The sequence below is a fragment of the Alkalibacterium indicireducens genome (genome assembly GCF_039522005.1).
Classification (GTDB): domain Bacteria; phylum Bacillota; class Bacilli; order Lactobacillales; family Carnobacteriaceae_A; genus Alkalibacterium; species Alkalibacterium indicireducens.
In genome coordinates this window covers 1-24,083 of sequence record NZ_BAAADA010000147.1, presented here as the reverse complement: position 1 = coordinate 24,083, position 24,083 = coordinate 1, and the positions used below count along the sequence as shown (strand labels likewise).

The 24,083-nt window shown below is 42.8% G+C and carries 17 protein-coding genes and 1 pseudogene; 4 read left to right on the top strand and 14 right to left on the bottom strand.

Annotated features, from left to right (window positions below):
- Positions 1–365: 365 nt before the first annotated feature.
- The 6 genes and pseudogenes from ABFX15_RS08830 to ABFX15_RS08805 form a co-directional block, all read right to left on the bottom strand.
- On the bottom strand, positions 366–1,649 hold the full coding sequence (locus tag ABFX15_RS08830) for a YcjF family protein (RefSeq protein ID WP_346025062.1): 1,284 nt from the start codon (positions 1,647–1,649) through the stop codon (positions 366–368).
- A gap of 143 nt (positions 1,650–1,792) precedes the next feature.
- Complete coding sequence (locus tag ABFX15_RS08825; RefSeq protein WP_346025061.1) at positions 1,793–2,563, bottom strand: YrrS family protein; 771 nt, start codon at positions 2,561–2,563, stop codon at positions 1,793–1,795.
- Between the two features lie 278 nt (positions 2,564–2,841).
- Positions 2,842–3,984: an IS200/IS605 family element RNA-guided endonuclease TnpB gene (gene tnpB, locus ABFX15_RS08820; RefSeq protein ID WP_346025060.1), complete on the bottom strand. Its 1,143-nt coding sequence runs from the start codon at positions 3,982–3,984 to the stop codon at positions 2,842–2,844.
- 336 nt (positions 3,985–4,320) lie between these two features.
- A pseudogene (locus tag ABFX15_RS08815) lies at positions 4,321–5,169 on the bottom strand (zinc-binding dehydrogenase); the annotation flags it as partial.
- Positions 5,170–5,271: 102 nt separating this feature from the next.
- Positions 5,272–5,874, bottom strand: coding sequence for an ECF transporter S component (locus tag ABFX15_RS08810; RefSeq protein WP_346025059.1), 603 nt, complete (start codon positions 5,872–5,874; stop codon positions 5,272–5,274).
- A 28-nt stretch (positions 5,875–5,902) separates the two neighbouring features.
- Positions 5,903–6,334: a MarR family winged helix-turn-helix transcriptional regulator gene (locus tag ABFX15_RS08805; RefSeq protein ID WP_346025058.1), complete on the bottom strand. Its 432-nt coding sequence runs from the start codon at positions 6,332–6,334 to the stop codon at positions 5,903–5,905.
- 159 nt (positions 6,335–6,493) lie between these two features.
- Between ABFX15_RS08805 and ABFX15_RS08800 the strand changes: the two genes are divergently transcribed.
- On the top strand, positions 6,494–8,185 hold the full coding sequence (locus tag ABFX15_RS08800) for an NFACT RNA binding domain-containing protein (protein WP_346025057.1): 1,692 nt from the start codon (positions 6,494–6,496) through the stop codon (positions 8,183–8,185).
- Between the two features lie 66 nt (positions 8,186–8,251).
- Here the strand turns inward: ABFX15_RS08800 and pyrR are convergent, their stop codons facing one another.
- The 3 genes from pyrR to lspA are packed head-to-tail and all read right to left on the bottom strand — an operon-like array spanning position 8,252 to position 10,192.
- Entirely contained in the window at positions 8,252–8,797 is a 546-nt protein-coding gene (gene pyrR / locus ABFX15_RS08795; protein ID WP_346025056.1) for a bifunctional pyr operon transcriptional regulator/uracil phosphoribosyltransferase PyrR, read from the bottom strand.
- 17 nt (positions 8,798–8,814) lie between these two features.
- Positions 8,815–9,720 carry an RluA family pseudouridine synthase gene (locus tag ABFX15_RS08790; RefSeq protein ID WP_346025055.1) on the bottom strand — a complete coding sequence of 302 codons (906 nt, stop codon included), beginning with the start codon at positions 9,718–9,720 and terminating at the stop codon, positions 8,815–8,817.
- Position 9,721: 1 nt separating this feature from the next.
- Positions 9,722–10,192: a signal peptidase II gene (lspA, locus tag ABFX15_RS08785; protein ID WP_346025054.1), complete on the bottom strand. Its 471-nt coding sequence runs from the start codon at positions 10,190–10,192 to the stop codon at positions 9,722–9,724.
- Between the two features lie 178 nt (positions 10,193–10,370).
- On the opposite strand from lspA, the gene ABFX15_RS08780 reads away from it, so the two are divergent.
- Genes ABFX15_RS08780 through ABFX15_RS08770 form a run of 3 tightly spaced genes read left to right on the top strand, consistent with a single transcriptional unit; the run spans position 10,371 to position 13,091 of the window.
- Positions 10,371–10,943 carry a YkyA family protein gene (locus ABFX15_RS08780; protein WP_346025063.1) on the top strand — a complete coding sequence of 191 codons (573 nt, stop codon included), beginning with the start codon at positions 10,371–10,373 and terminating at the stop codon, positions 10,941–10,943.
- 13 nt (positions 10,944–10,956) lie between these two features.
- Complete coding sequence (locus ABFX15_RS08775) at positions 10,957–11,850, top strand: polysaccharide deacetylase family protein (RefSeq protein WP_346025053.1); 894 nt, start codon at positions 10,957–10,959, stop codon at positions 11,848–11,850.
- The gene (locus tag ABFX15_RS08770) at positions 11,850–13,091 is read left to right on the top strand and encodes a putative glycoside hydrolase (protein WP_346025052.1); all 1,242 of its coding nucleotides are present in this window, start codon (positions 11,850–11,852) and stop codon (positions 13,089–13,091) included. The genes ABFX15_RS08775 and ABFX15_RS08770 overlap by 1 nt, the downstream gene beginning before the upstream one ends.
- Before the next feature lie 277 nt (positions 13,092–13,368).
- Here ABFX15_RS08770 and addA read toward each other — a convergent pair whose 3' ends face one another.
- The 5 genes from addA to ABFX15_RS08745 form a co-directional block, all read right to left on the bottom strand.
- Positions 13,369–17,151, bottom strand: coding sequence for a helicase-exonuclease AddAB subunit AddA (gene addA / locus ABFX15_RS08765; RefSeq protein ID WP_346025051.1), 3,783 nt, complete (start codon positions 17,149–17,151; stop codon positions 13,369–13,371).
- The gene (locus tag ABFX15_RS08760) at positions 17,151–20,783 is read right to left on the bottom strand and encodes a PD-(D/E)XK nuclease family protein (RefSeq protein WP_346025050.1); all 3,633 of its coding nucleotides are present in this window, start codon (positions 20,781–20,783) and stop codon (positions 17,151–17,153) included. Before ABFX15_RS08760 ends, addA begins: the two co-directional genes overlap by 1 nt.
- A gap of 85 nt (positions 20,784–20,868) precedes the next feature.
- On the bottom strand, positions 20,869–22,098 hold the full coding sequence (gene pepT, locus ABFX15_RS08755) for a peptidase T (RefSeq protein ID WP_346025049.1): 1,230 nt from the start codon (positions 22,096–22,098) through the stop codon (positions 20,869–20,871).
- A 15-nt stretch (positions 22,099–22,113) separates the two neighbouring features.
- Positions 22,114–23,244, bottom strand: coding sequence for a Nif3-like dinuclear metal center hexameric protein (locus ABFX15_RS08750; protein WP_346025048.1), 1,131 nt, complete (start codon positions 23,242–23,244; stop codon positions 22,114–22,116).
- The gene (locus tag ABFX15_RS08745) at positions 23,241–23,942 is read right to left on the bottom strand and encodes a tRNA (adenine(22)-N(1))-methyltransferase (protein ID WP_346025047.1); all 702 of its coding nucleotides are present in this window, start codon (positions 23,940–23,942) and stop codon (positions 23,241–23,243) included. Before ABFX15_RS08745 ends, ABFX15_RS08750 begins: the two co-directional genes overlap by 4 nt.
- Between the last annotated feature and the right edge of the window lie 141 nt (positions 23,943–24,083).

Below are 24,083 nucleotides of genomic sequence, written 5' to 3'. Positions count from 1 at the left end.
TGCCTACAAGAACGGCAGCTATCCTTGAACTAATAAGAAAAGGTCTTGAGAAATAACTTCAAGCTATCGCTTGACCTAAATTCATCTCCCACTTTCACTGGTGCTTCGTACCCATACGTTTAGAAGTGGGAGACTTCTTTCGGAATTACGTTAAAACCGGTTGTTAATCTTTATATTCTTATTCCAATTTTTTCTAACAAGCATAGTTGCACCTAATAAATTGTCTATAGCAATTAATCTAATTATTCTACAGAATAGGCCTGATTGTAGAACGCAAGATTGTTTAAAAGTAAATTATTATAAAGTCGATTTTTCACAAAAAAGCCTGATAGGGGAAACTAAACCTATCAGGACAACGTATTAACCTATTTATTTTTGTTAAAAGGATTGTGCCGGCTGACAAATTTTGAAAGGGCACGGCTTGCTTTCTGAGCTCTGCTTGGACTTTGAGTGTCTTCTTCCATCTCCTGGTAGGTCGTGTAGGCCTCATTCAACGTATCATCCCCTTCAAACTCGAGATCTTTTGTCTTGAGTTCCTTGCGGTTCAATTTTATATTCTTCTTAAATTGACTGCGCATAAGACGTTCGACCAGTCCCAGGTCTATGCTTTCGCCTTCCCGCTCTTTCGCAGCTATAATACTCAATACTTCGATGTAGCTGAGTCCGAGAGCACTTGTCACGATCGAAGCGGTCGTCCCGCTGATCAGTCCACCTATAAGGGTACCCGCTCCTGGAACGAACTTAAATGCATTCGCGACAATGGTTTTCCCGATCATAGTAGCTGAACCGGTGCCTCCTACAGCAGCAATCAGACTGACTATGGTCGACTTATCCATTGAAATCCCGAATATAGCTGTAATGTGAGCGAGTAAAGTGACTTGCATGGGAATCAGTACAGAGGCATCTGAAAACGGAATCGGCGCGAAACCGACTCCGAATGTAGTCGCCACATAACGGGAAGCCCAACGTCTGGCCGCTTTAGCTTTGCGCTCGATATCAGCGTGCTGGGCGTTCATAAAAGCATCATGTGCCTCTTTCGGTATCAGTTGAAGCGTCTTGTCGATCAGTTCTTTTAGACCAAATGCTGGAATAACATAATCTTCTGTAATTTCATAAGGTTCAGCCATAATGTTCTGAACAGCTGCTACTGGAAGATTGAGATTCTCCAGGTACGCGTTGAACTCTTCAGCAGGCTTACCGATCGATTGGGTCAGAACCAGTATGACTGGAAGAACAGAGGAAATTTCTTTGATCAAGTCGATTTCCGTCTCCTCTATTCGTGATGAATTAGCCTGAATGCAGTAGTAGACGGCATGAACAGCATCTCTGGTCTGCTTGTTCTGTTCAACTAGATCGAAAATTTCGTTCTTTATATCTTTTTGAACTTTCGGGTTCAATTCGAGCCCTCTGGTATCATACAGAGTAATTGGGATACCTTTTTTAGATATACGCCTTAAATGTTTAGTAACAGGCTTCCCTATTCCGGTATCTGCAAGGTTTTCCCTGAACACACTGTTGATCAAGGTACTCTTTCCAACTCCTGTTTTTCCGGCAATCAGAATATTGACAGGGTTCATTTTTTCAATTTCAGCTTCGGTTTTCTCAAGGATGTCTTGAATCATATTGTATTTATTGTCTGAAAATTTCATAGGCGCCTCCTATTCTTTTATATCATTTTAACATGTTAGGCGGATGAAAACGAAAAAGATGCGTCTGTTCCCTTATATTTATGAGCAAAAAAACCTGCCCGTTCATCAGGCAGGTCGTAATCGATTAAATTAACCGGTAGAACTTATCTGAATTCTGCAGGGACTTCCGCAAGTTCCTCAACACTAGTTACATGCCACTGTCCGTCTCCGAACTGAAGGAGCACACGATACACATCATTGCGTCCGCTGTCGGACATGACTGCAAAGACTTGTCCAGGACCGTTGTTCCCTACACGCCAGGTGATCATATCACTCTGGTTCAGCCCAGTCACAGATGATACAGCATTGGCGATTGCTACACGGTCGCTTGACCCTTCACTGTAGTTCGTATTGTGACTTTCATCCAGCGGTGCATTTTCAATAACTTCATAGCTGGTTTCATCCGATGTATTCTCTTCTTCTTCCTCTGAGTCGACTTCTGTATCTTCAGCAGTCTCATCGTCAGAATCATCGACGAGTTCTTCATCAGCATCACTGGCTTCTTCTTCACCATTATTATTCTGATCTTCTTCGGCAGGTTCTTCTTCCCAGTCGTCTTCATCCTCGTCTTCAGTATCAGTAAGGACTTCAGATTCAGGTGTGCCGTTATCAGCATCAAAATCGACCGCAGATTCCCTATTCATGAATATAAATGCCATGATCCCAATCAGCACGACCAGCAATACAGCTATGATTCCGTAATAGATTTTTTCAGGTGTATTATTCTTAGGCCCTTTTGGTGTATTTGGTGTATTTGGTGTATTTGGTGTATTTGGTGTATTTGGTGTATTTGGTGTATTTGGTGTATTTGGTGTATTTGGTGTATTTGGTGTATTTGGTGTATTATTCTTTCTATTTGTCCGTGTCTGTTTCATATTTCAGTTGCCTCCATAACAAGTAGTTGATGATATTAAGTAAATTATACCACTGTTAAAAAGTGTAGCACAACGAATAGAATCAGGCAATGACAAATCAGATACAAAACCGACAAAAGCGTATCAAATGACTTAGTTTATTGAACTACACCCACTTTCGCTCACGCTTAGAAGTGGGCGATTCCTGGGAACAAAGTAGACTTGATACGCCTTTTCTAGAGTATCAGCGGTTGCTTTTATTTACCAGGCTAACCCCGTAGTCCCTACGGTTAGTTACGTTAAACAGGCTGTATCAGTGTTTTAAGCCCTTCGTTTAGAATGTTGATGCTCGCATTGATATCTCGGTCATGATGCACGCCGCATGCCGGGCACAGCCATTCTCTGATGATGAGAGGTTTTTTTCCATCGATATGCCCGCATGCTGAACACAGCTGACTGGAAGGAAACCATTGACTGACTTTGATCAGAGAGCGGTTATGCCATTCAGCTTTGTAAGTGAGCTTGTCGACAAAGGCAGACCAAGAGACGTCTGAAATCTGCTTAGCTAACTTCCGGTTCTTTTTCATTCCTTGAATATCAAGGGCTTCAATACAGATCACATCGTGGTTTTTGATGAGCGTTGTACTAAGCTTGTTCAAGAAATCTTGTCGTTGATTCGCTACTTTTTCGTAAAGTCCAGCGACTTTAAGGCGTTGCTTTTGATAATTCTTGGCAGCCGTCAACTCTTTGCCGTCTTTCTTTGCCTGGTCATAGCGACGGGAGAGTTTGCGCTGTTCTCTTTTAAGAGTGGCTTCCATTTTAGATGTAAAGCGATGATTGTCTTCTTTAACTCCAGTAGACAGAACCGCAAAATCAGTGATCCCTAGATCAATGCCGATAGCCGCACCCGATTTTGTTTCCGCTATCATTTCAACTTGACAAACAACCGAAACAAAGTACTTTCCCGTCGGGGTTTTGCTTATAATCGCACGCTGAATGGTGCCCTTGACGTCTTTACTTTTGGCAAAGCGCACCCAGCCTAACTTAGGGAGTTTGATTTTATTCCCTAACACCACAATATTGTCATTCGTCCATTTTGTTGTATACGATTGACGGCCGTGGGTCTTCCGTTTAAATGCAGGGTAGCCTTTTTTCTTCTGGAAAAACCTGTCAAAGGCATCTGACAAGTGTTCCAGAGCGGCCTGGAGGGCGATACTATCCGGTTCTTTAAGCCACAGCGTGTTTGACTGTTTTTTTAGTTGAGTCAAAGCAGCGGAACATTTAGTGTACGATAAGCCCTTCCCGGTTTCTTTGTATGCCGTCGTCCATTCATTTAAAAAATGATTGTAGACAAAGCGAGCGGATCCGATTGTTTTGTGTATGTGTGCTTTCTGTTTTTCATTGGGGTAGAGACGATATTTATAGGCTTTATACCTGAACATACATTCCCCTCCTCTTTAAGTTAAGATTACCTTAAAGAGAGCTTTAAATCAAGGGGAACACATCTCTTTATGTGACAAGTAACTGCAGGAAGAGGTCTGTTTTTTACAAAAAAACAGTTGAGCATGCTCAAGCGTCATTCATCACCCGCTTATAGAAGCGGATGTCTTCTGTCGCAACACGATAAAAAATAGCGAATTATGTAATAATGAGAGGGAATAAGCCTGTAGACTTCAACACCTTTATCTATACTATAATTTAGTTAATTAAGCATAACTAGAATAAAAACCCGTTCTGAGAGGTGAGTTCCCTCGCAGAGCGGGCTGAGCCTGACCGGATTATGGTTTCAGGACAAATTTAATGTTGTTGTCTTCTTTTTTGTCGAACAGATCATAGGCAGTAGACGCTTGTTCCATTGGCATGACATGCGTGATGATGTAACTGGGATCAATGTCGCCTTTCATTATCATGTCATAGAGTTTTGGCATGAGATGAGGCACGGGCGTCTGACCTGTCTTCAATGTAATGTTACTGGCGAAGATGTTGTTGATTGGGAAGTTTGACCCTGGAGTCAAGTACACTCCAGTAACCATGATCGTTCCGAATTTTTTAACAGCAATACTCGCCATTTCAAGAGGACTCGTGGTCCCTCTTTGAGCAGAAATCAGATTGGTTACTTTCTCGATCTTACGTTCTTTTCCGTCCATAACTACACAGTCAATAACAACGTCAGCTCCACCGTTGGTCATGTCTTTCAATGCCAGGCTCGGTAGATCGACTTCTTCAAAGTTCAATGTTTCTACTCCGATTTTCTTGGCTGAATATTCCAGACGATTAGGCACACAATCGACAGCTATAACTCGTGCTGCACCTTTCAGCTTGGCGAATTTTTGAGCCAGCAGGCCGACAGGTCCAGATCCAAGCACAATGACCGTGTCTCCTTCTTTCACTCCAGAATGTTCTACACTCCAGTAAGCTGTAGGAACAATATCCGATAAGAAGAGTACTTTTTCGTCCGGCACTGACTGGTCAGGTATTTTGAAGGAATTCTGATCTGCATAAGGCACACGTAGAAACTCTGCCTGGCCCCCAGGGTAGTCTCCATTCAGTTTGCCAAATCCAAACAATCCACCATAATCAGTTTCCGGATTTTTATTTGAGTTGTCACATTGGCTTTCCATTACATTGAAAACAATAGTACTTATTATTTAAATAGAAAACTCTTCATCAGTCTGCTTTTCCTTAGTGGTAAAAGGAGAAGCGTCAGATGAAGAGTCATTTATCAGTAATTATTTTTTCATCGTGATTTTTCTTAATGGTATTGTTACTAGAGGTGCAATGATAGCTGCTGCAATGGCTTCTGCTACCCCGTTCGTTCCTACTATGATTGCCAAAGCTCCAGCCAGATTGCTGATGTCTACATCAATTGCCTGAGCATAAGCTTCTCCAAAAAAGAGATAGATGAAAAACAGGACAAAAATTGTATTTGTAAAAGATCCTACGACCGACGCACTGGCGAGTGCCACCTTATCTTTCTTTGGTAACAGTCTGTGTGACAGACGATAAGACAGACCAGTAAAGAGTCCGATCAGCATTCTAGGAACAAGAGCGATCATTGGATGTGTCCAAAGTAAAAGATCCAGAGGCGTTGCCGGCATAGTATAGGCACGTATCATTCGAGTGATCCCCCAAACTGCACCGATAATGATTCCGTCCGTCGTACTCATAGTCAACGTTGCAACGATGACTGTGATATGTATGATCGTCGGATTGAGTGGTGGAATTGGAATATTCCCCAGAAACGGCACAAAGTTCTGAATCAATATGATTGCAGTAAGAATCCCCAGTAAGGCGATACGATGGGGTTTAGACATTTTCTTGTTTGTTAGCATTCGTTTTCCTCCTCTCTTACCTATTCTATTATATGCGGTTGGTCATGCTCCGGTTCAACCTCCCGATCAGAACTGTCAGCATATGGACCTCTTCTTCAGTCCAGCCGGAAAGAATGGACTCAAACTTCTCTTCAAGATGTTTATGATAATTGGAGAATACATCCAGGGCTTTATCAGTTAGTGTGAAGTAAGCATATCGTTTGTCTTCTCCAGTGGTTTTAGTCACAAATTCCTTTTTGACAAGTGCATTCATCTGTCGACTGACTGTTGATTTATCCAGCCGGCTTTTCTGAGTAATGTCTTTTAGCGTGTACTCATCGTTGCCGATCAGTTTGATCAGATTTATTGCCGAGCTTGACAGACCATGTTCATGAAGCATCAGTTCAGCTACCTGCTTGTAAAGCTGATTCAGCTCTGTGACCTTTTCTAGCAGCGCATCTGTATTGCCTGGTGATTCCATTCAATTACCCCTCTCTTTAAATGAAAAAGCTGTGAACAATTGTACACGTCAACTATACCACGCCTTATTCTATTCAGCAATCTTTTTAATAGAATTGTTGATGTATCGGAAAAAGTGCTATACTATAGAAGACTTTGTACAATGAAAGGAGTTTTTTTAATGTCTTTTGACGGGTTATTTGTCCATGCCCTCACGGATGAACTGAAAGAAATATGTGAGGGAGGCCGTATTTCTAAAATACAGCAGCCATATGAAAATGAAGTTATTCTAAAAATTAGAGCAAACCGAAAAAACGTGTCCCTTCTATTGTCTGCCCATCCACAGTATGCCCGTGTTCAGCTGACAACGATTCCTTTTGAGAATCCTGACAGCCCTCCTCACTATTGCATGATTTTAAGGAAATACCTAGATGGTGCAATTATCGAATCAATTACTCAGAAAGAAAATGATCGTCAGCTAGTCTTCTCATTCAAGAGCAGAAATGAACTTGGGGATATGGAACACCTTTCTCTTATTGTTGAAATAATGGGGCGTCACAGTAACATCCTGTTGGTCAATACGCCGGATAACAAGTTGATTGACGCAATCAGACATGTACCGGCCAGCCAGAATACTTACCGGACTCTGCTGCCTGGCGCTGAGTACCGACCGGCACCCGATCAGCATAAGAATAACCCCTTTAATTATGATGGTCCCTTCCCTGTATCAGAATTGAATACTAAAGATAAGATCAAATGGGTCCAGTCAACCTTGCAAGGATTCGGTAAAGATTCGGCAGTAGAACTTGTCCACCGTATAGAAACTCAAACAGAAGATTCTCCTGAAGCAGTTTATCAGCAGTTCATGCAGATGTTCAGTCCTGAACGTATTCAACCGACATTGATTAAGAATGGCAATAAGGAGACCTTCACCCCTTTTGACTACCATTCAATTGAAGGAGAGCGTATTAGTTATGATTCCCTGAGTAGCTTGATGGACCGTTATTTCCAGGATAAGAGTGAGCGGGACAGGGTCAATCAGCAGGCTAATGACCTGACTCAACTCGTCAGTACCTTTTATCAGAAGAACGAGAAAAAACTGAAAAAACTTGAAAAAGAGTTAAAGGAAACTGAAAAAGCTGATCAACTACGTGTTAAAGGTGAAGTGCTGACTGCCTATCTTCACGAGGTGAAAAAGGGGCAGGAGAAGATAGATTTGCCTAATTTTTATGAAGAAAATCAGATGATCTCGATTCAGCTGGATCCTCAGAAGACACCAGCAGAAAACGCACAGAAATATTTCTCTAAATATCAGAAGTTAAAGAATGCCAAGGTTCACCTGGCTCAACAGATTACTGCCACGAAAGCAGAAATGGCTTATTTTGATACACTGCTCACCCAGCTGTCTATTGCCTCTATTTCTGACTTGGATGACATCAGACAGGAACTGCGTGATGGCGGGTATTTGAAGAAACGCAGCAGTAAAAAGATGAAACCGAAGAAGTCAAAACCTGAAGCTTTCACGTCTTCAGACGGGACATCAATTCTTGTTGGAAAGAATAATACACAGAATGATGAACTGACACTGAAAAAAGCAAGAAAATCTTATTGGTGGGCTCACGCTAAAGACATACCAGGTTCTCATGTCATTATTGAAGACAGTGAACCTAGTAAAAAGACCATTGAAGAAGCTTGTATGTTGGCCGCGTATTACAGTAAGTATCGTCTGTCTTCTTCTGTTCCAGTAGATGTCGTTCAGGTTCGCCAGATAAAAAAACCGAATGGTGCTAAACCAGGTTACGTCATTTATGAGGGGCAGAGCACGTATTTTGTCACACCAAGTGCAGAAGCTGTACGCTCACTAAAAGCATAGGAAAGACCGAGTGACTACTTGATGTAATCACTCGGTCTTTAATGTTTATTGTACAACCCTCTTTTTTTAATTAGGTTTGATAATTTCTACGGCATCTTTGCCGTCGATCTCTTTCATTGATACTTTAACCTGCTCGGATTTTGATGTAGGTATATTCTTTCCGATGTAATCAGCTTTGATCGGAATTTCTCTGTGTCCTCTGTCCGTCAGAGAAGCGACCATAATTTTTTCGGGACGGCCCAGGTCGATCACAGCATCCATTGCCGCTCGAATCGTTCGACCGGTATAAATGACATCGTCGACCAGGATCACTACTTTTCCTTTTACAGAAACGGGAAAAATCTGTCCTTTTACTTCAGGATCTTCCACTTCTTCTGGAAAATGTCGATCATCACGGTAAAGGGTGATATCCAGTTCACCAACTGGGATATCCTGTCCTTCAATCTCGGAGATTTTAGAGGCGATTCTATTTGCGATATATACTCCTCTTGTTTTTATACCTGCTAGAATAACGTTGTCTATCCCTTTGTTTCGCTCGATGATCTCGTAGGAAATTCGTGTAAGTGCCCTGTTCAAGGCCACTTCATCTAAAATTGATACGACTTTTGACATGAATAGTCTCCTTTCCCTTACAGTCTTCTGATGTGATCTAGTGTTTCTTCAAATGATTCTGGCAGTGGAGCTGAAAACGATAGTCTTTCTCCTGTAGTCGGATGGACAAACTGCAAAGAGGCGGCGTGCAGGAACTGTCCTGGTCCTTCAAGCGTTTTTCTTGGTCCGTAAAGTGGATCGCCAGCCATGCGATAGCCGATATATTCCAGATGTACGCGAATCTGGTGCGTACGACCAGTTTCCAGGTTCAGTTTTAAAAGAGTAAAGTCGTTGAACCGTTCAATCACTTCGAAATGAGTTACAGATGGTTTTCCATTTTCGACAACTTTATATTTTTTACGATTTTTAGGGTCGCGTCCGATCGGAGCATCGATCGTTCCACGGTCATTTTGAATGACCCCATGGACGAGCCCGATGTATTCACGTCCGGCAGTCTTATCTTGAAGCTGTTCAGCCAGTTTTTCGTGAGCCACATCATTTTTAGCGACCATCAGAAGGCCAGATGTATCTTTGTCGATTCGGTGGACAATACCGGGTCTAATCTTTCCATTGATTCCTGATAAGTCTTTAATATGATAAAGCAATGCATTGACCAGAGTACCACCTTCATGCCCCAGAGATGGATGAACCACCATTCCCTGAGGTTTGTTGATAACAACGACATCTTTATCCTCATACACGATATCGATCGCTATGTCTTCTGGCTGTGCATCGATCTCTACAGGTTCAGGAATGGATAGTGCAATAACATCGTCCTGCTGCAATTTATAATTTGCTTTTGACGGTTCACTGTTCACGGTAACCTGTTCATCCTTGATCCATCCTTGGATTTGAGATCTTGAATGATCCGGCAGCTGATCAGCCAGAAACTTATCCAGTCGTCCTGATTCATTTTTAATAGTAAAGGTGTAGCTTTCTGTCATTCTATTGTCCAACTTTCTTCTTGTGATTTCTAATCTCGTCTATAACAAGGTAAACGATCATCAGTCCAACTCCTACCGATAAAGCAATATCTGCTATATTAAAGATCGGAAAATTGATGAAGTCAAGTTTGATCATATCAACAACATACTGTTGAATCAGTCGGTCGATGAAGTTTCCAATTGCGCCTCCAAGTATCATACTTAGCGATAAGCCGATAAGTATATCTTGCTTGCCTAACGTATGCAGATAATAAATGACGACACCTACAACGACAACCGTAACGATGTAAAAGAACAGCATCTGGCCCTCAAGTATACCCCAGGCTGCTCCCGTATTGCGATGATGAGTAAACGACAGGACATTTGGTATCCATTCTACTGTTTCTCTAAATGGAATAGTTGAAACAGTCAAATACTTGGTCAGTTGGTCCAGTCCGATGATCAGAACTGCCAAAGTGTAATAAAGTATCATAAAATCCTCTTTTCTTTAGTAGACTTTCTCATATTGTACAATATTTTTGCGATGAAACCTACCTTTACTGAAAGATTCTCTCAATCCCTTACCTCATCAAAGAAACAATATAACTCGATTACAACCATTACAGTTTAATTAGATAAAGAAGTCTGATATACTCGAAAAGTAATCGTATATATTTAAAACAATAAAGGAGGCCACACAGGAACTGGACCGATTAAGAACAGAGACTGCGGATGAACTGAATCATTTATATGATCTGGAAACTGATCTGCAGAATAGTTTCAGTGAAACACTTGAATCGGATGATGAGTTGACTACTTTAGGTGATGGCTCTTCCCCGGTATTCGAAAATATTGAATCCAGAGAAGCTGTGTTGGAAAACATAGCAGCACATGAAGAAGAAATGAGCAAACACCAGTCAACGCTCGATACTTATGAAGGAGAACTGCTGGATCAATCAGAAATCGATGCAGTTATGTCTGACGTCGATACTTTTACTGATCAGCTCATCCAGTATAGAGAAAATTACCAGGCTGCCCTCTCTTCACAAGACAGCTATTTCGTCAGTTTATCTGAAAATGGCGCGACTTATGAAGACTTCGTCGACGGCATTCAATCAATTAATGACGAACGTGACGAACTTAGAGAATACCTGCTCGTACTTGACGAGACACTGGTAGACTTTGGTGAAAGTTTAGACCAGCTGCAGACATCTATTGATAACCAATTGACTGAGGATGAATAAGGAGAAGAAGACTATGAAACGAACATTAGCTACTCTATTTTTAGCCTCATCTCTTATATTGACTGCCTGTGATACCTCAGATGCAGAATACGATTCGGATGAGCAGTCTGAACCTGTTGAAGACAGTTCTGAAGAAACCAGTGAAGGTCAAGCTGATATGAATGACGATGATCACTCTAATGAAGACTCAGATGATGAAGAAGACGTGTCAATAGATGAACCTGAAGAATCTTCATATCTTTACGAAGTCAACGAAAATGACATAGCTACAATTCAAGTGATTGAAGGCGAAGAAGCAAACGAACGTGTCGCCCTTCTTACTTATGATGATGCACCAGATAATTACGCCGTGGACATTGCTGAAGCGCTTGTCGAACATGACGCTCCTGCGATTTTCTTCGTTAACGGAATGTTTATTGAGAGTGAAGAAGGCCAGGAGATGCTTAGAGAAATTCACGAGATGGGATTTGCCATCGGGAACCATACACACACCCATCAGAGCCTCCCTTCTTTGAGTGAAGAGGAACAGACTGAGGAAATCATGAAGACTAGTGACCTTATTGAGAAAATCATCGGAGAGCGTCCTCGCTTCTTCAGAGCACCATTCGGTCAGAACACTGATCATGTCAAGGAACTTGTTAGAGAAGACGGGATGGTCCTTATGAACTGGACCTATGGCTATGACTGGGAATCCGGCTATATGGAAGCTGAGCCACTTGCTGATATTATGGTCAATACCGAACTGCTAAGACCAGGAGCCAATTTGCTGATGCATGACCGTCGCTGGACTCTTGAAGCCACGCCTCAAATTATTGAAGGCTTAAGAGAAAACGATTATGAACTGGTGGATCCCGACTTGATTCGCTCCGCCACTCCAGAACAATCAGAAAGCGAGGAAACAGATTAATGAAACTTAATTTAAAGAAACATGTATTTTACTCTGCAGCCTTATTAGCAGTTGCTTCTCTTTCCCCATCAGTCGTTTCAGCCGATGAAAATGATACTGTTGATCAGCCTGAAGATATCGAGACAACTTACCTGAACTATACTCAAGACCCCCTTCTTTCTGTACCGGAAAGTTTCCCCCGTCAGTTTAAATTTGACAGCGGAGTAAACATCGACTATCCAGAAGACGGCGTGAAAGGTATTTTCGTCACTGCCCATTCTGCAGGTGGATCCAGACTGGAAACATTGACCGAACTGCTCAATACGACTGAACTGAACAGCATGGTTATCGATGTTAAAGATGATTACGGCGATATTGTCATGCCGATAGAATCCGATCATGAATACGTCAATCAGTTCACTAATAACATTGTTGAAGCTGAACCTTTGATGGAACATCTAGAGGAAAACGATATTTACCCAATTGCACGTATTGTCGTATTTAAAGATTCCAGACTGGCTAATGAACGCCCTGATCTGTCATTTACTGAAGATGACGGATCCGTATGGGCTAACCGCCGCGGAGAAAGCTTCGTCAATCCATATGAACGTGAAGTATGGGAGTATAATGTTGAAGTGGCCCGCCAGGCAGCTAAGCTTGGCTTTAAGGATATCCAGTTCGACTATGTTCGCTTCCCTGAAGGATTTGAATACCGCGATGAAGACCTGAACTATTCTCGAGGCGATTACGAAGAGAGCGATCTAGATAATGTCAAGCAGCGTGTCGATGCTGTAACTGAATTCGTAGCTTATGCTCGTCGTGAACTTCAGCCTTATGATGTCGATGTATCTGTAGATATCTTCGGCTATGCTGCAACGCGAGAAGAAACTCCTGGTATCGGTCAGAACTTTTCAAGAATTTCTGAGAATGTCGACGTGATTTCTTCGATGATTTACCCTAGTCACTGGGGTGCAGGATCATTAGGTATTGAGCGCCCAGATCTTGAGCCGTATAATGTCATCGCAAACTACATGGAACTCGAAAACGAAATCCTTGATAACCTGGGCGACCGTGCCCCTATTTCCCGCCCGTGGATCCAGGACTTCACAGCATCTTATCTTGGTTCAGGATGGTACATGAATTATGGCGCTGAAGAAGTCAGTGAGCAGATTCGCGCCTTGAATGAATATGGAGTGGATGAATTCCTCTTATGGAATGCAGGAAACCGTTATTCTGAAGGTGCTACCTACAGTTTTGATTAATAGATGAATAAATTAAAAATCTCTCGTTGTTGTTCGCTAATGAATGACTTCGAGAGATTTTTTTGTGTGAAATACGTCACTAAGATGGATTTCTGTTCTAAGTTCCGGTCCAATCGTCCAAGCACAGGTACTCATACGAATTTTTACCTCTAGTTACGAAGCAACCACATTAATCTGTCTCTATCGTCTACGCGCTATAGATCAACATGACTCTTAAAAAAATTTCATAAGAAAAAGCAGCTGATTCAGCTGCTTTCCCTTTAATCATAACCCTTCACTAGTTCACCTGAATCGTCTGGCCATTATCCAGCAGAACCAAGTATGTCTCGAGTACTGGTTTTCTCAGTATCGATTCCAGTGCCTGCTTGTACAGCATGAGCTGACCTTTATATTTTTTAAGCATTTCTTCTTCAGCTCGATCCTGGAAGCGTTCAACATTGTCTGTCTTATAGTCAAAGAGAATGAGGCCTTCTTCCCCTTCAATATAGCCGTCGATAATCCCGTGAATCAGTACGTTGTCATCCACTGCCTTCATATCCTGAAAAATATCTCTAGCTTCCAGGAGAAGTGAGAACGGCACTTCCCTCTTCATTGACGAAACATGGCCTAATATATAGCGCCCAAATGTTGTCTGGAAAAATCGGTCGATTTTTTCTACAGGTATTAGCTCAGCAATATCTTCAGTGATGACTTTTTCAGAAGCAAGTTTATTTACCTCAGCTTTAATATCCTCAGCAGTTAGCGATTCATTCAAGTCAATAGCCTGCAGCACCAGGTGGGTGGCTTTACCGATTTCTGCTCCGCTTGGTTTCAATACCTCCTGTAGAAACTTGGGCCGCTCCAGTTCATCTTCAACGTACCTGTTGGACTGTCTAGGATTCGTTACATCAATTTTCACCATCTGTCCGTCATCCGGTTCTTCAAACATGCGTTTAATCTCGGACACGGACTGGTAACTGGTGGTCTGAGTAGCCAGCTCATATGGGTACTCAAAAGCCATTAGACTAAGGGCCTGCGATACAGCTGCTTTCACTGTCTCGTTATCTGACTCCTTCATTTTCCCTTGTTTCAGGTCCTCAAACCAGTTACTGCTTTCTTCATTCTGATAGCTGATCAGATGCTCTTCGAGTTCAGTCGACTGGTAAAATGAGACAGTAAACGACGTGTCATAAGTGTGGACCCATCTATTCTGGGACTTGATTTCGCTTTCTGCTTTCATGTTCTGGTGCCTGATCAGGCATTGACCAATCCAGTCCATGAAATGCTGAGAATCAAGCCTTAATGCTGGTGGGAGAACAGTTTGAGCATGCCCACTCACCTTGTTCCATTTGCTGATAGCCGTTTCTTTATTTTTGTAGGATCCAACCAGGAACAGTTTCTGTTCAGCCCGTGTCAAAGCTACATATAAGACCCGCATCTGTTCAGATAAAATCCGGTTCTTCTTCTGCATTTTCAAAACGGTTTCCGGCAAAGTCGGCGTTTTGATCCGGTTCGTGACGTCGATATATTCTGATCCGACCCCGTATTCTTCATCAAGCACGGTAGAACCCCTGATATCCATCAGGTTGAATCGCTTGGACATATCCATGACAAATACGATCGGAAATTCAAGCCCTTTACTGGCATGTATCGTCATGACTCTGACCGCATCCTCCCCATCGGTTACGGCTGATGGTTCAGCGAGATCTTTGTCTTTTTTCTGCATCTTTTCGATAAATCGGATAAACTGGAACAAACCCTTAAATGACGTTTTTTCATATGAAGCCGCACGTTCGTATAGGGCATGTAGATTGGCTTTTCTCTGTCTGCCGGAACTCATGCCTCCGACATAATGCAGGAAACCAGTGTCTTCGTATATCATCCAGATCAGTTCGACCAGCGATTTTCGCTTAGACTGAGTCCGCCAGTGTTCAAGCTGCTGATAAAACTGAATCAGTTTCTCCTGCAATTTGATATTTCCTTCATCTTGCCAGTTTGTCCGACTGACAAAAGCCTCCAGCGCTTCAAAATACGTGCCCTGCTTGTCTTCGATGCGGATGCGAGCCATGTCGACTTCGTTCAGTCCGACCATGGGTGAGCGAAGAACTGCAGCAAGCGGAATATCCTGTTTCGGATTATCTATGACTTTAAGCAGTGACATCATGATTGCTATCTCAGTGGTCTGGAAATAGTTTTGAGTATCATTCACGGCTGTTGGGATCTGAAGCTGTTTAAAGATATCCTGAATATCAATATTATTTTTCTTTGTTGGTGTGAGAAGCACAATATCCTTGAACTGCACAGGTCTGTTGGCTTTCATCTCTTTATCATAAACCTCATATCCACTAGCGACCATTTCTAGAATTTTATGGGCAACCATGTATATTTCACCTTTAGTCTTCGTGTTCATCTGAAACGTAACACTGTCGGTATCCAGTGACTCATTGTCTTCTTCAGCATCATCTTCTTCTGTTTCATATATCAGAACATCGGCAGAGAAACGGTCAGATTCCGGAAAGGCGGTAAACCCGTTTATCAGTTTAGCCGATTCATCATAGGCCAGTTCGCCCACTTTTTTGTCCATCAGCTGTTCGAAAATGAAATTGGTAAACTGAAGCACATCCGGACGCGAGCGGAAATTTTCAGCTAAAATGATCCGGTCCCCATCCTGACTTTTTTCGTATCGTTCGTATTTTTCAATGAAAAGACTAGGATCAGCTAGCCTGAAAGAGTAAATGGACTGCTTGACGTCCCCCACCATGAACTGATTCCCGATATCGTCAGATGAACGAGTCAGCCATTTCAAAATCGTTTCCTGAATCAGGTTGATATCCTGATACTCATCGACCATCACTTCAGCAAACTGTCTGCGGTAATGCCTGGAGGCTTCAGAAGGTACTGACTGTCCGTCATCAGCATCAATAAGAATGGCCAGGGTCAGATGCTCCAGATCGTTAAAGTCCAGCACTTTTCTGTCTGCTTTATGCTGCTGGTAGCGTTCGTAAAACAGTACTGCCACACGAGACAGTTCTTCAACGAGTCCTTTTACTGCACTCATCGTTTCCGCTTGTTCATCGGGTGATAAAAGGAAATAGCTGTCTCTTAAGGAAACGACAAAGGCTTTGGCTTTATCTCGGAAGCTTTTCATTTCCTTAGCGGCTTCCTTGACTTCATCAGGTGAATGTTTGCCTGGATTTTTCCATCTTGGGAATATTGGGCCATTCAGTAAACTGTATACATCATTGAGACGATCTTCATGGATAGCCTGCTCAGCCCGTTCGACCAGCTCCAGGTCATTCACTAGCAGCTCAACCGTCTTATCAAGTGACGGATCGCCATTACTCATCTGATGAGCATCGCTTAGAAGTTCCTTAGCAGTGTCCAACGTATCCAGAATTGCAGGCTTGGCCAGTTCCTGGAAAATGGTACTGCTGGCCAAGTCTCCCCCTTCCGTTTCATATCGGCTGGACAAGTCTGAGAGCCACCCTTTTGAATCAGTCTTGGACCGTGAAAAATCATAAAGTTTGAAGATAAGATCAGTCAGCCCGTCATCACTGCGGTCATTTGAGTACGCTTGAGCCAGTGCTTCAAATAAAGAATCTTCTTCGCCGTATAATTCCTCTCTCAGTTCCTCCCAGACATCTTCTTTCATGAGAGCAATCTCTGTATCGTCCGTCAGCAGTCGAAAGACGGGATCGAAGTCGATTAGATAATAGTAGCGTTTGATCACTTTCAGACAGAATGAATGCAAGGTCGAAATGTCTGCATGACCTAAAAGAGGAATCTGACGAATTAGATGCTGCTTTTTCTTAGGATCCGTTTCAGCGTTGAGTTCCTTCTGAATGGCTCTCTGGATCCGTTCTTTCATTTCTCTTGCTGCGGCATTGGTATACGTCACGACCAGCAGTTCATTGATGTCCGTGAAGTTCTTTATCTTTTCAATGACTCGCTGCACAAGGACGGTCGTTTTTCCGGACCCTGCAGAAGCAGAGACCAGGATATTCTTGCCTTCATCATAAATTGCCTGCCATTGATGATCCGTAAATTGGGCATCAGCGGGCTTTGATGGAATAGTTGCCATTAGTTGTCATCTGCTCCTCTCTCGCTCAAGTCCAGGTATTTAGATTTTAATTTATCGATCAGGTCGGACTGATCACTGATGGGTTCAAGTTGCCGGTACTGATTCTGACCGTTCGGTAGAAGAACATCAAACTGGGAAATCGGCTGATAGATGCCTCGAACAGATGGTGTAAATTCTTTCTTGTCGTAAATAGGCGACAAGGCATTTTCACCTGCCAGGATCCGGTTACCTGCTTCTCTGATTTTTTCCCTGTTATGTCTGAAGAGCAGATCTAGATCCTCCATTGTGATCAGCTTTCCTTTAATCTGGTCTCTTGTTTTGACATACTCAAGAGGATAGACCAGAGAATATTTGTTTTCAGGCAGAGTCAGGTCCAGTTTTTCAACCAGCTCGTTCTCATTCAGAATGATCCCGTCCATTTTAAATGACTTCAGCCAGACATCCAGCCAGTCCTTTTTAAGCAGATCGCTGGCTTTAAGCATTGGGTTATTGACATGGGCATAAAATGCACCTGCGGGCTTGGCCTTTTTACCAAAAATATCTTCCGAGTAATGAACAGCTGTATCAAGATAAGTCAACATCTGCATCATCAGTCCGTGATATATTTCATCGAACTTCAGTGATTTTCTGCTGGATTTGTAATCTACGATACTTAAATACAACTCATTTTCCAGTTCCAAAGCATCCAGCCGGTCGATTTTTCCGCGTACATAGAGATTTCCTCCAGTATTAAGGGGGAAATTAAGCCCCGGTACCCCTTCTCGACTCCCCAGTCGTCCAAAAAGGACCTCTGACTTGCGTGGTCTCATCTGTGTCCGTCTCGTCTGTTTCGACAGGGCCTTGACCATCTGCTGGATGGTACGGCTCAGTTGTTTTCGTATGAATTTCATCCGATTTGACATGGACAGCAGTTTGAACTTGTTGCTCTGATACAGTTCCTGAAGAACCTCTTCTGTTACAGATTCAAGTTCTTCTTCGTTAAGCTGGTCAAATGACAGATTTCTGGTAATGATTGATCTGAAAATACTATCCAAAGCATCGTGGAAAAAGGTTCCTGTTTCTGCCGGAGTCAGCTCCTGGACAGCCCGTTCACGTAGTTTCAATCCGTACTGGAGGAAATGACTGTACGGATCCAGATAGAAACTTTCCAGCTGTGACACTGAAAGATACAGCTCTTTCCCGTAGAGTTCTTCAGCCAGTTCTGGTGACAGGCGTCGAGGAATATTTCTATATTCCAAACTCTTTAGTATTTTCTTTTCAACCTCCGAGGCTTGTTTCTGAAGGTTCTGAAATAAGATAGTCCAGAAAATTGGCGGATTAGTCTTATGATCCAGCCGGTCTCTTAAAATAGTCACGAGCTGACCGATCGTCTGACGTCTGGATCCGACAAAAGAAAGAGATAAATCAGTTGACTCATCAGTCACGGCCCCAGCATCAGTGTATTTACGGTCAATCGGTATAGCGAGCTGGCGGTTTAGACGTTCGATGTAAGGGCTCAGTCGGTTGTCACCAGAGCCGTCATTCTTCATCGGATAACTGAGGATCAGTTTATCCGACGCATTAAGAAAGGCAAGATAGGCAGTGAAAGGCTCGTTAGCCAGTCTTCCCGCTGTGGATGGCATGAGAAATTTATCGTCCGGGAGAAACACGCCAAGTTGTTCCCTGTCTTCGTCTGTCAGTATAGAGTCATTTTCTGAATTCAAGGGCAGCTGTGTATCTGTCATTCCCATGATGACTACTAATTTCTTACAGTTAAGCCGTGATTTGTCAAACTGAGTGAACATGACCTGATCGATGCTCGGAGGGACAATGCCGTATGTTGCCTGTTCAAATCCAGTTTCTAGAACTGACAGAAAGGTATCGACTTCCCAGGCTTCATCACCAAGCACATCGACGAACTCGTCCAGTAGCTGGATGAAGGTCTGCCAGACTTGTTCGTGTTTTCTAGCATCTTCAAGCTCCCCATCCTCAAGTGCCTGATCACGCCAGTATAGGAGTTGACCATCAATTCCGTGCCGCTCAAGAAACTGATAGATAAGACGCACAGCTTCTCGGTTCGTTTTAACTCTATCCAGCTGTTTGAAAAACGGAAGAAACGCTGAGCGAATGATTGAACGCGCCTGATTTGCCTGTTCCTGCATCCGTTTGTCTGCATCCAGCTGGTCATCCATTTCTTCTAGATGAAAGCGTGCATAGATCCAGTCTTCATCTCTTACCCAGTCATTGCCTTCGTACCCATAAGCAAGCATGACGTTCTCAAGAGTATCTACGGATTTTCGCCAGCTTTCCGATTTAGAACTCCAGAAAGATAGGCGGTCTTTCTTTTCTTTAGGAACAGTCCGTTCATCTTCCACAGGAATGAACAGTTCAGTTTTAAGAAAGCGCATGACATCTTCATAACGGTAATGTCGTTTATAGATATTTACTAGACTTTGTATACATTCTACCAATGCATGATGGGACATCTTATCTGCTTCGTCAATAAACAGAGGGATGTCATTTTCCGCAAAAGTAGAACCCATTAGCATTTTGTAATCTTCAAGGCTTCTAGCACATACAAGAATGTCCTTATAGCGGTAATTGCCCTCAGCAACTAACCGTTTTATAGTAGTTGCTGTGTGCAACACTTCGGCTTGTCTTGATTCTGCTTCTCTTATTTCTATACAGTTGCTGTAATCAGCTGACGGGTCCGACCATCGTTTAGGTGACAGATCGAAACTGCTGACCCAGTAGTCTTCAAAGTTTTGCAGTGCATCACATCGCTCACGACTGTTGTCTTTTACAACAGTATCATTCAATACTTGTAGACGACGATTTCTGGCTTCCTGGTAAAGCCTGAAATAAGTCATTCCAGTCTGATAAAAAAAGTTAGTCATCTCTGGAGGTTCCACCGCATATTTTTTATCCAGAATCAAAGAAACTTTTACATCCTTTGCATGTTCGACCATCTGCAGGACCAGCTCCTGCTCCTGTGCCGAAAAGCGGTGAAAGTTATCAATGATGATGTGGGTACGGCTAAGATCCCTTATTTTAACTTCTTCAATCAGCGCTTCAAGTACATCCTCTTTTTCAATATACTTTCCTTCAAGATGAGAGAGAAAAGAATCATACAGGAGGGTAATATCTTTGAGTTTAAGTAAGAGGTCTCTAGTGCCTGGCTCACCTTCAAAGATCTGACCACTGATATTAGTCAGATCTTCTGGCATTACGCGAGCATTTCTCAATTCCATAAACAGTTCAGTCGTTTTTTCTACAAAACCCTGCTGCTGACTTTCTCCTCTGAATATGGTCAGGGCTTCCTCATTTTCTCTCAAAAGTCGACGCATCAGCATGGTCAGTCCTGTTTCAGTAAGCTGGGAATGACTGTATAAGGCCGTGTCCTGAAGAAAGTACCATGCCAGACGACTGAAACTGAACACCTGCAGATTGATCATTCCTGCCAGATGACGATCATTATCTGGCTGACTGTCTTTTATACGATCCAGAATAGCCATTTCCGATTCAAATTTCATATGATCCGGGACTAGATAGAAAACTTGTGCCTCTTCATCCTCCATCCAATTCATCATCTGGTCAAAAAGTATTTTCTTCTTATCCGTCTGCAGTCTGCTCAGAATAAATTGAAGACCCATTCATGTGCTCCTCTCTCTTAAGCTATTGATTTAATGTTAAGAAGAAAGGAAAGAAAGGCCGGTTAAGCCTTCTTCCCTTTTCTTATTATTCAGCCGCAGCAAGCTTTGCGATTTCAATCAATACATCAGTAGCTTTAATCATGCTCTCTACAGCTACGAATTCATAACGTCCATGGAAATTTTCTCCTCCAGCAAAAATATTTGGAGTTGGCAGACCCATGAATGAAATCTTTGATCCGTCTGTTCCCCCACGAATAGGTTTGATGATAGGACTGATTCCCAAATTATTCATTGCTTTATCAGCAAGTTTAACCGGTCTCATGTCTTTTTCAATGACTTCGCGCATGTTATAGTACTGATCTTTCATTTCAACAGAAACGCGCTCTTCATCAAATGTTTCGTTCAGCTTAGAAGCAACAGTTATCATCTGTTCTTTCTTTGATTCAAAGGCTTCCCGGTCATGATCTCTTATAATATACTGCATCATCGCTTCATCCACGGTCCCCGTGATTTCAAGAAGATGAAAGAACCCTTCTCTACCGTCAGTTCGTTCAGGGACTTCATTTTCAGGTAATGCCTGATCAAAAGATACGGCTAGTTTAAGCGCGTTGATCATCTTATCTTTAGCAGTCCCCGGGTGGACGTTTTTCCCTTTGATTCTTATTTTTGCTCCTGCTGCGTTGAAACTTTCATACTCAAGTTCCCCGACAGGGCCTCCGTCAACTGTATACGCAAAATCCGCTCCAAAGTGGTCGACATCGAATCGGTCTGCTCCCACACCAATTTCTTCATCAGGTCCGAAAGCCACACGGATTTTTCCATGCCTGACTGTCGGATTGGCAATAAAGTACTCGACCATACTCATGATTTCAACAATACCTGATTTATCATCTGACCCAAGTAATGTCGTCCCGTCGGTTGTAATCAGTGTTTGACCAATATAATTTTTCAGATTAGGAAAATCGTCCGGAGATAAGCGAATACCCTGCTCTTCATTAAGTACGATCGTTTCACCATCATATTTTTCAATGATCTGCGGACTGATATGTTCTGAATTGAAGTCAGCCGTGTCCATATGAGCTATGAAGCCAATGACCGGTCCTGTATCTTCAGCGTTCGCAGGCAGTGTAGCCGTTACGAATCCATTTGACTCATTGTATTCCACATCGCTCATCCCGATTTCTTTAAGGTCAGCCATCAGTACACGAGCAAAATCTGCTTGTTTCTGAGTGGAAGGTACTGATGAAGATTCAGCATCTGAACGTGTATCGATTTTGACATAAGTTAGAAAACGGTCCATTAAATTTTTATACATAGTCATTCCATCCTTTTAAATAGAGTAAGTAAAGACGTCCGTTTGTGTCGCTGTCTGTAAAATAGTCAGGTCCCAGTTATTAGTCAGTTTCATCTGTTCGAAATATCCAGCCAGCCTCGGCACACAGATTGCTTCCATATAATGTCCGGCATCAATGAAATCCAGCCCGTCTCTCAACATATCCTGTGCTCCGTGGTAGGAAATGTCCCCAGTAATGAAGAGAGTCGCTCCACTGGACAGAGCCTCTTTATAGTACTTTTCTCCGGATCCTCCGAATATAGCTACTTTCTCATGTTTACGTTCACGATCGTTTGAGCCGAAACGCACACCATCTACTGAAAAGAGTGTTCTGATCCTCGCAGCGAGTGCCTCAGTAGTTTCAGGTTTCTCCAGCTTACCGGCCCGACCGAATCCGAATGCATCGGTCTGATTGTCTAGGGTAAACAGGTCAAAAACCGGTTCTTCATAAGGATGGTTAGCTCTCAGTGCCTCAATGACAGGATAGACAGAAGAATTCTTCAATAGCATTTCGATGCGCTGTTCATGGATCACTTCTTCTTTGCCGATTTCACCTTCTGTAGGATTTGCACCTTCCTGAGGCGTAAAACGGCCATGCCCTTCCAGAGTATAGGACACGTCTTTATAGTCGCCCACTTCTCCAGCTCCTGCTGAATGCAGAGCCTTTCTAACCTTGTCTGCGGCATAATCGGGGACATACACGGCCAGTTTCTTATAGCCTTCTTTGGTATTCACTGAGACGATCTGTCGCTCCTCCTGACTGATACCTATACTGTCAGCCAGCCAGTCATTCATCCCGCCTTCTGCCGCATCAAGATTGGTATGGGCAGAGTATACTGCAATATCTGATTTGACCAGGTCAAGAAACTCCCGTGTTCTGGAGTCCTCATCAGTCAAGTTTTTTAAAGGTTTGAAGATCGCAGGGTGATGAGTGATAATCAGATCCGCCTGCTTATCTTTTGCTTCCTGGATCGTCTGCTTGTCAACATCTAGAGCTATCAGAACAGTCTTGACCGCTTTGTTTTTAGAACCAAAGGATAAACCGACTGGGTCCCATCCTTCAGCAAGTGAAGGGGGGGCGAGCTGGTCAAGTGCAGTTGCCAGATCGTTCACTGTCACGTCTGTCATTCGATCATCTCCTTAATCAGTTTAATTTCTTCTTTGAGTACCGATAGCTTTTCTTCATTAGGCTGGCTTGACCGTTCCATCTGACCGACGATGAACTCATCCGTATGCATCTGCTGGGTCCACTTTTTCTGAAACGTATCAGATTGTTCCTTACTGAGATATGGACCAAACAGCAGCTCTTTTTTTGAATAAATCATTTGAACGTCAGAAGGTACGGCCTTGATGATTTCATAGATCTTGTCATTTTCCTCAAGGATCGTTTCATCTGTAATGCGGTACTGCTGTTCCATCAGGTATTCTCTTACTGTTTCTTCAAACACATTCGGCTGTAGGATCAATGTTTCCTGACCGGTCAGTCTATCATTTTCTTGTCCTTTTTCAAGAATCGATCGGATCAGTGCACCACCCATTCCAGCTATAGTAACCGTATCGATTCGATCTTCGGGTTTTAAAACCATTAATCCGTCACCCAGTCGGACTTCAACTATTTTTTCTAGTCCGGTCCGCCTGACTTCCTTCACTGCATTGTTAAATGGCCCCTGGACCACCTCTCCTGCCACAGCAAAGGTGGTTTTTCCCTGATCTGCCAGATAACACGGCAGATAGGCATGGTCAGACCCGATGTCAGCCACTCTTGCCCCTTTTTCTACGTAGTCGGCTACCTGCTTGAGCCGTTTTGATAATTGAACTGAATTCATAGGTCACCTCTTTAAAGTCTTCCAGTCTATTTTACCAGTTTTCAGCAAAGATTGAAAAGTTTTGAATAAATTGTATGTGTCAAGACTTTGGCGGAAACTTTTTTTCTAGAGATGGTAACTCTTCAATTTTAATATTAAAAT

Coding starts and splice junctions, on each gene's coding strand:
- ABFX15_RS08830 (WP_346025062.1), bottom strand. CDS start 1,649: ATGAAATTTTCAGACAATAAATACAATATGATTCAAGACATCCTTGAG.
- ABFX15_RS08825 (WP_346025061.1), bottom strand. CDS start 2,563: ATGAAACAGACACGGACAAATAGAAAGAATAATACACCAAATACACCA.
- tnpB (WP_346025060.1), bottom strand. CDS start 3,984: ATGTTCAGGTATAAAGCCTATAAATATCGTCTCTACCCCAATGAAAAA.
- ABFX15_RS08810 (WP_346025059.1), bottom strand. CDS start 5,874: ATGCTAACAAACAAGAAAATGTCTAAACCCCATCGTATCGCCTTACTG.
- ABFX15_RS08805 (WP_346025058.1), bottom strand. CDS start 6,334: ATGGAATCACCAGGCAATACAGATGCGCTGCTAGAAAAGGTCACAGAG.
- ABFX15_RS08800 (WP_346025057.1), top strand. CDS start 6,494: ATGTCTTTTGACGGGTTATTTGTCCATGCCCTCACGGATGAACTGAAA.
- pyrR (WP_346025056.1), bottom strand. CDS start 8,797: ATGTCAAAAGTCGTATCAATTTTAGATGAAGTGGCCTTGAACAGGGCA.
- ABFX15_RS08790 (WP_346025055.1), bottom strand. CDS start 9,720: ATGACAGAAAGCTACACCTTTACTATTAAAAATGAATCAGGACGACTG.
- lspA (WP_346025054.1), bottom strand. CDS start 10,192: ATGATACTTTATTACACTTTGGCAGTTCTGATCATCGGACTGGACCAA.
- ABFX15_RS08775 (WP_346025053.1), top strand. CDS start 10,957: ATGAAACGAACATTAGCTACTCTATTTTTAGCCTCATCTCTTATATTG.
- ABFX15_RS08770 (WP_346025052.1), top strand. CDS start 11,850: ATGAAACTTAATTTAAAGAAACATGTATTTTACTCTGCAGCCTTATTA.
- addA (WP_346025051.1), bottom strand. CDS start 17,151: ATGGCAACTATTCCATCAAAGCCCGCTGATGCCCAATTTACGGATCAT.
- ABFX15_RS08760 (WP_346025050.1), bottom strand. CDS start 20,783: ATGGGTCTTCAATTTATTCTGAGCAGACTGCAGACGGATAAGAAGAAA.
- pepT (WP_346025049.1), bottom strand. CDS start 22,098: ATGTATAAAAATTTAATGGACCGTTTTCTAACTTATGTCAAAATCGAT.
- ABFX15_RS08750 (WP_346025048.1), bottom strand. CDS start 23,244: ATGACAGACGTGACAGTGAACGATCTGGCAACTGCACTTGACCAGCTC.
- ABFX15_RS08745 (WP_346025047.1), bottom strand. CDS start 23,942: ATGAATTCAGTTCAATTATCAAAACGGCTCAAGCAGGTAGCCGACTAC.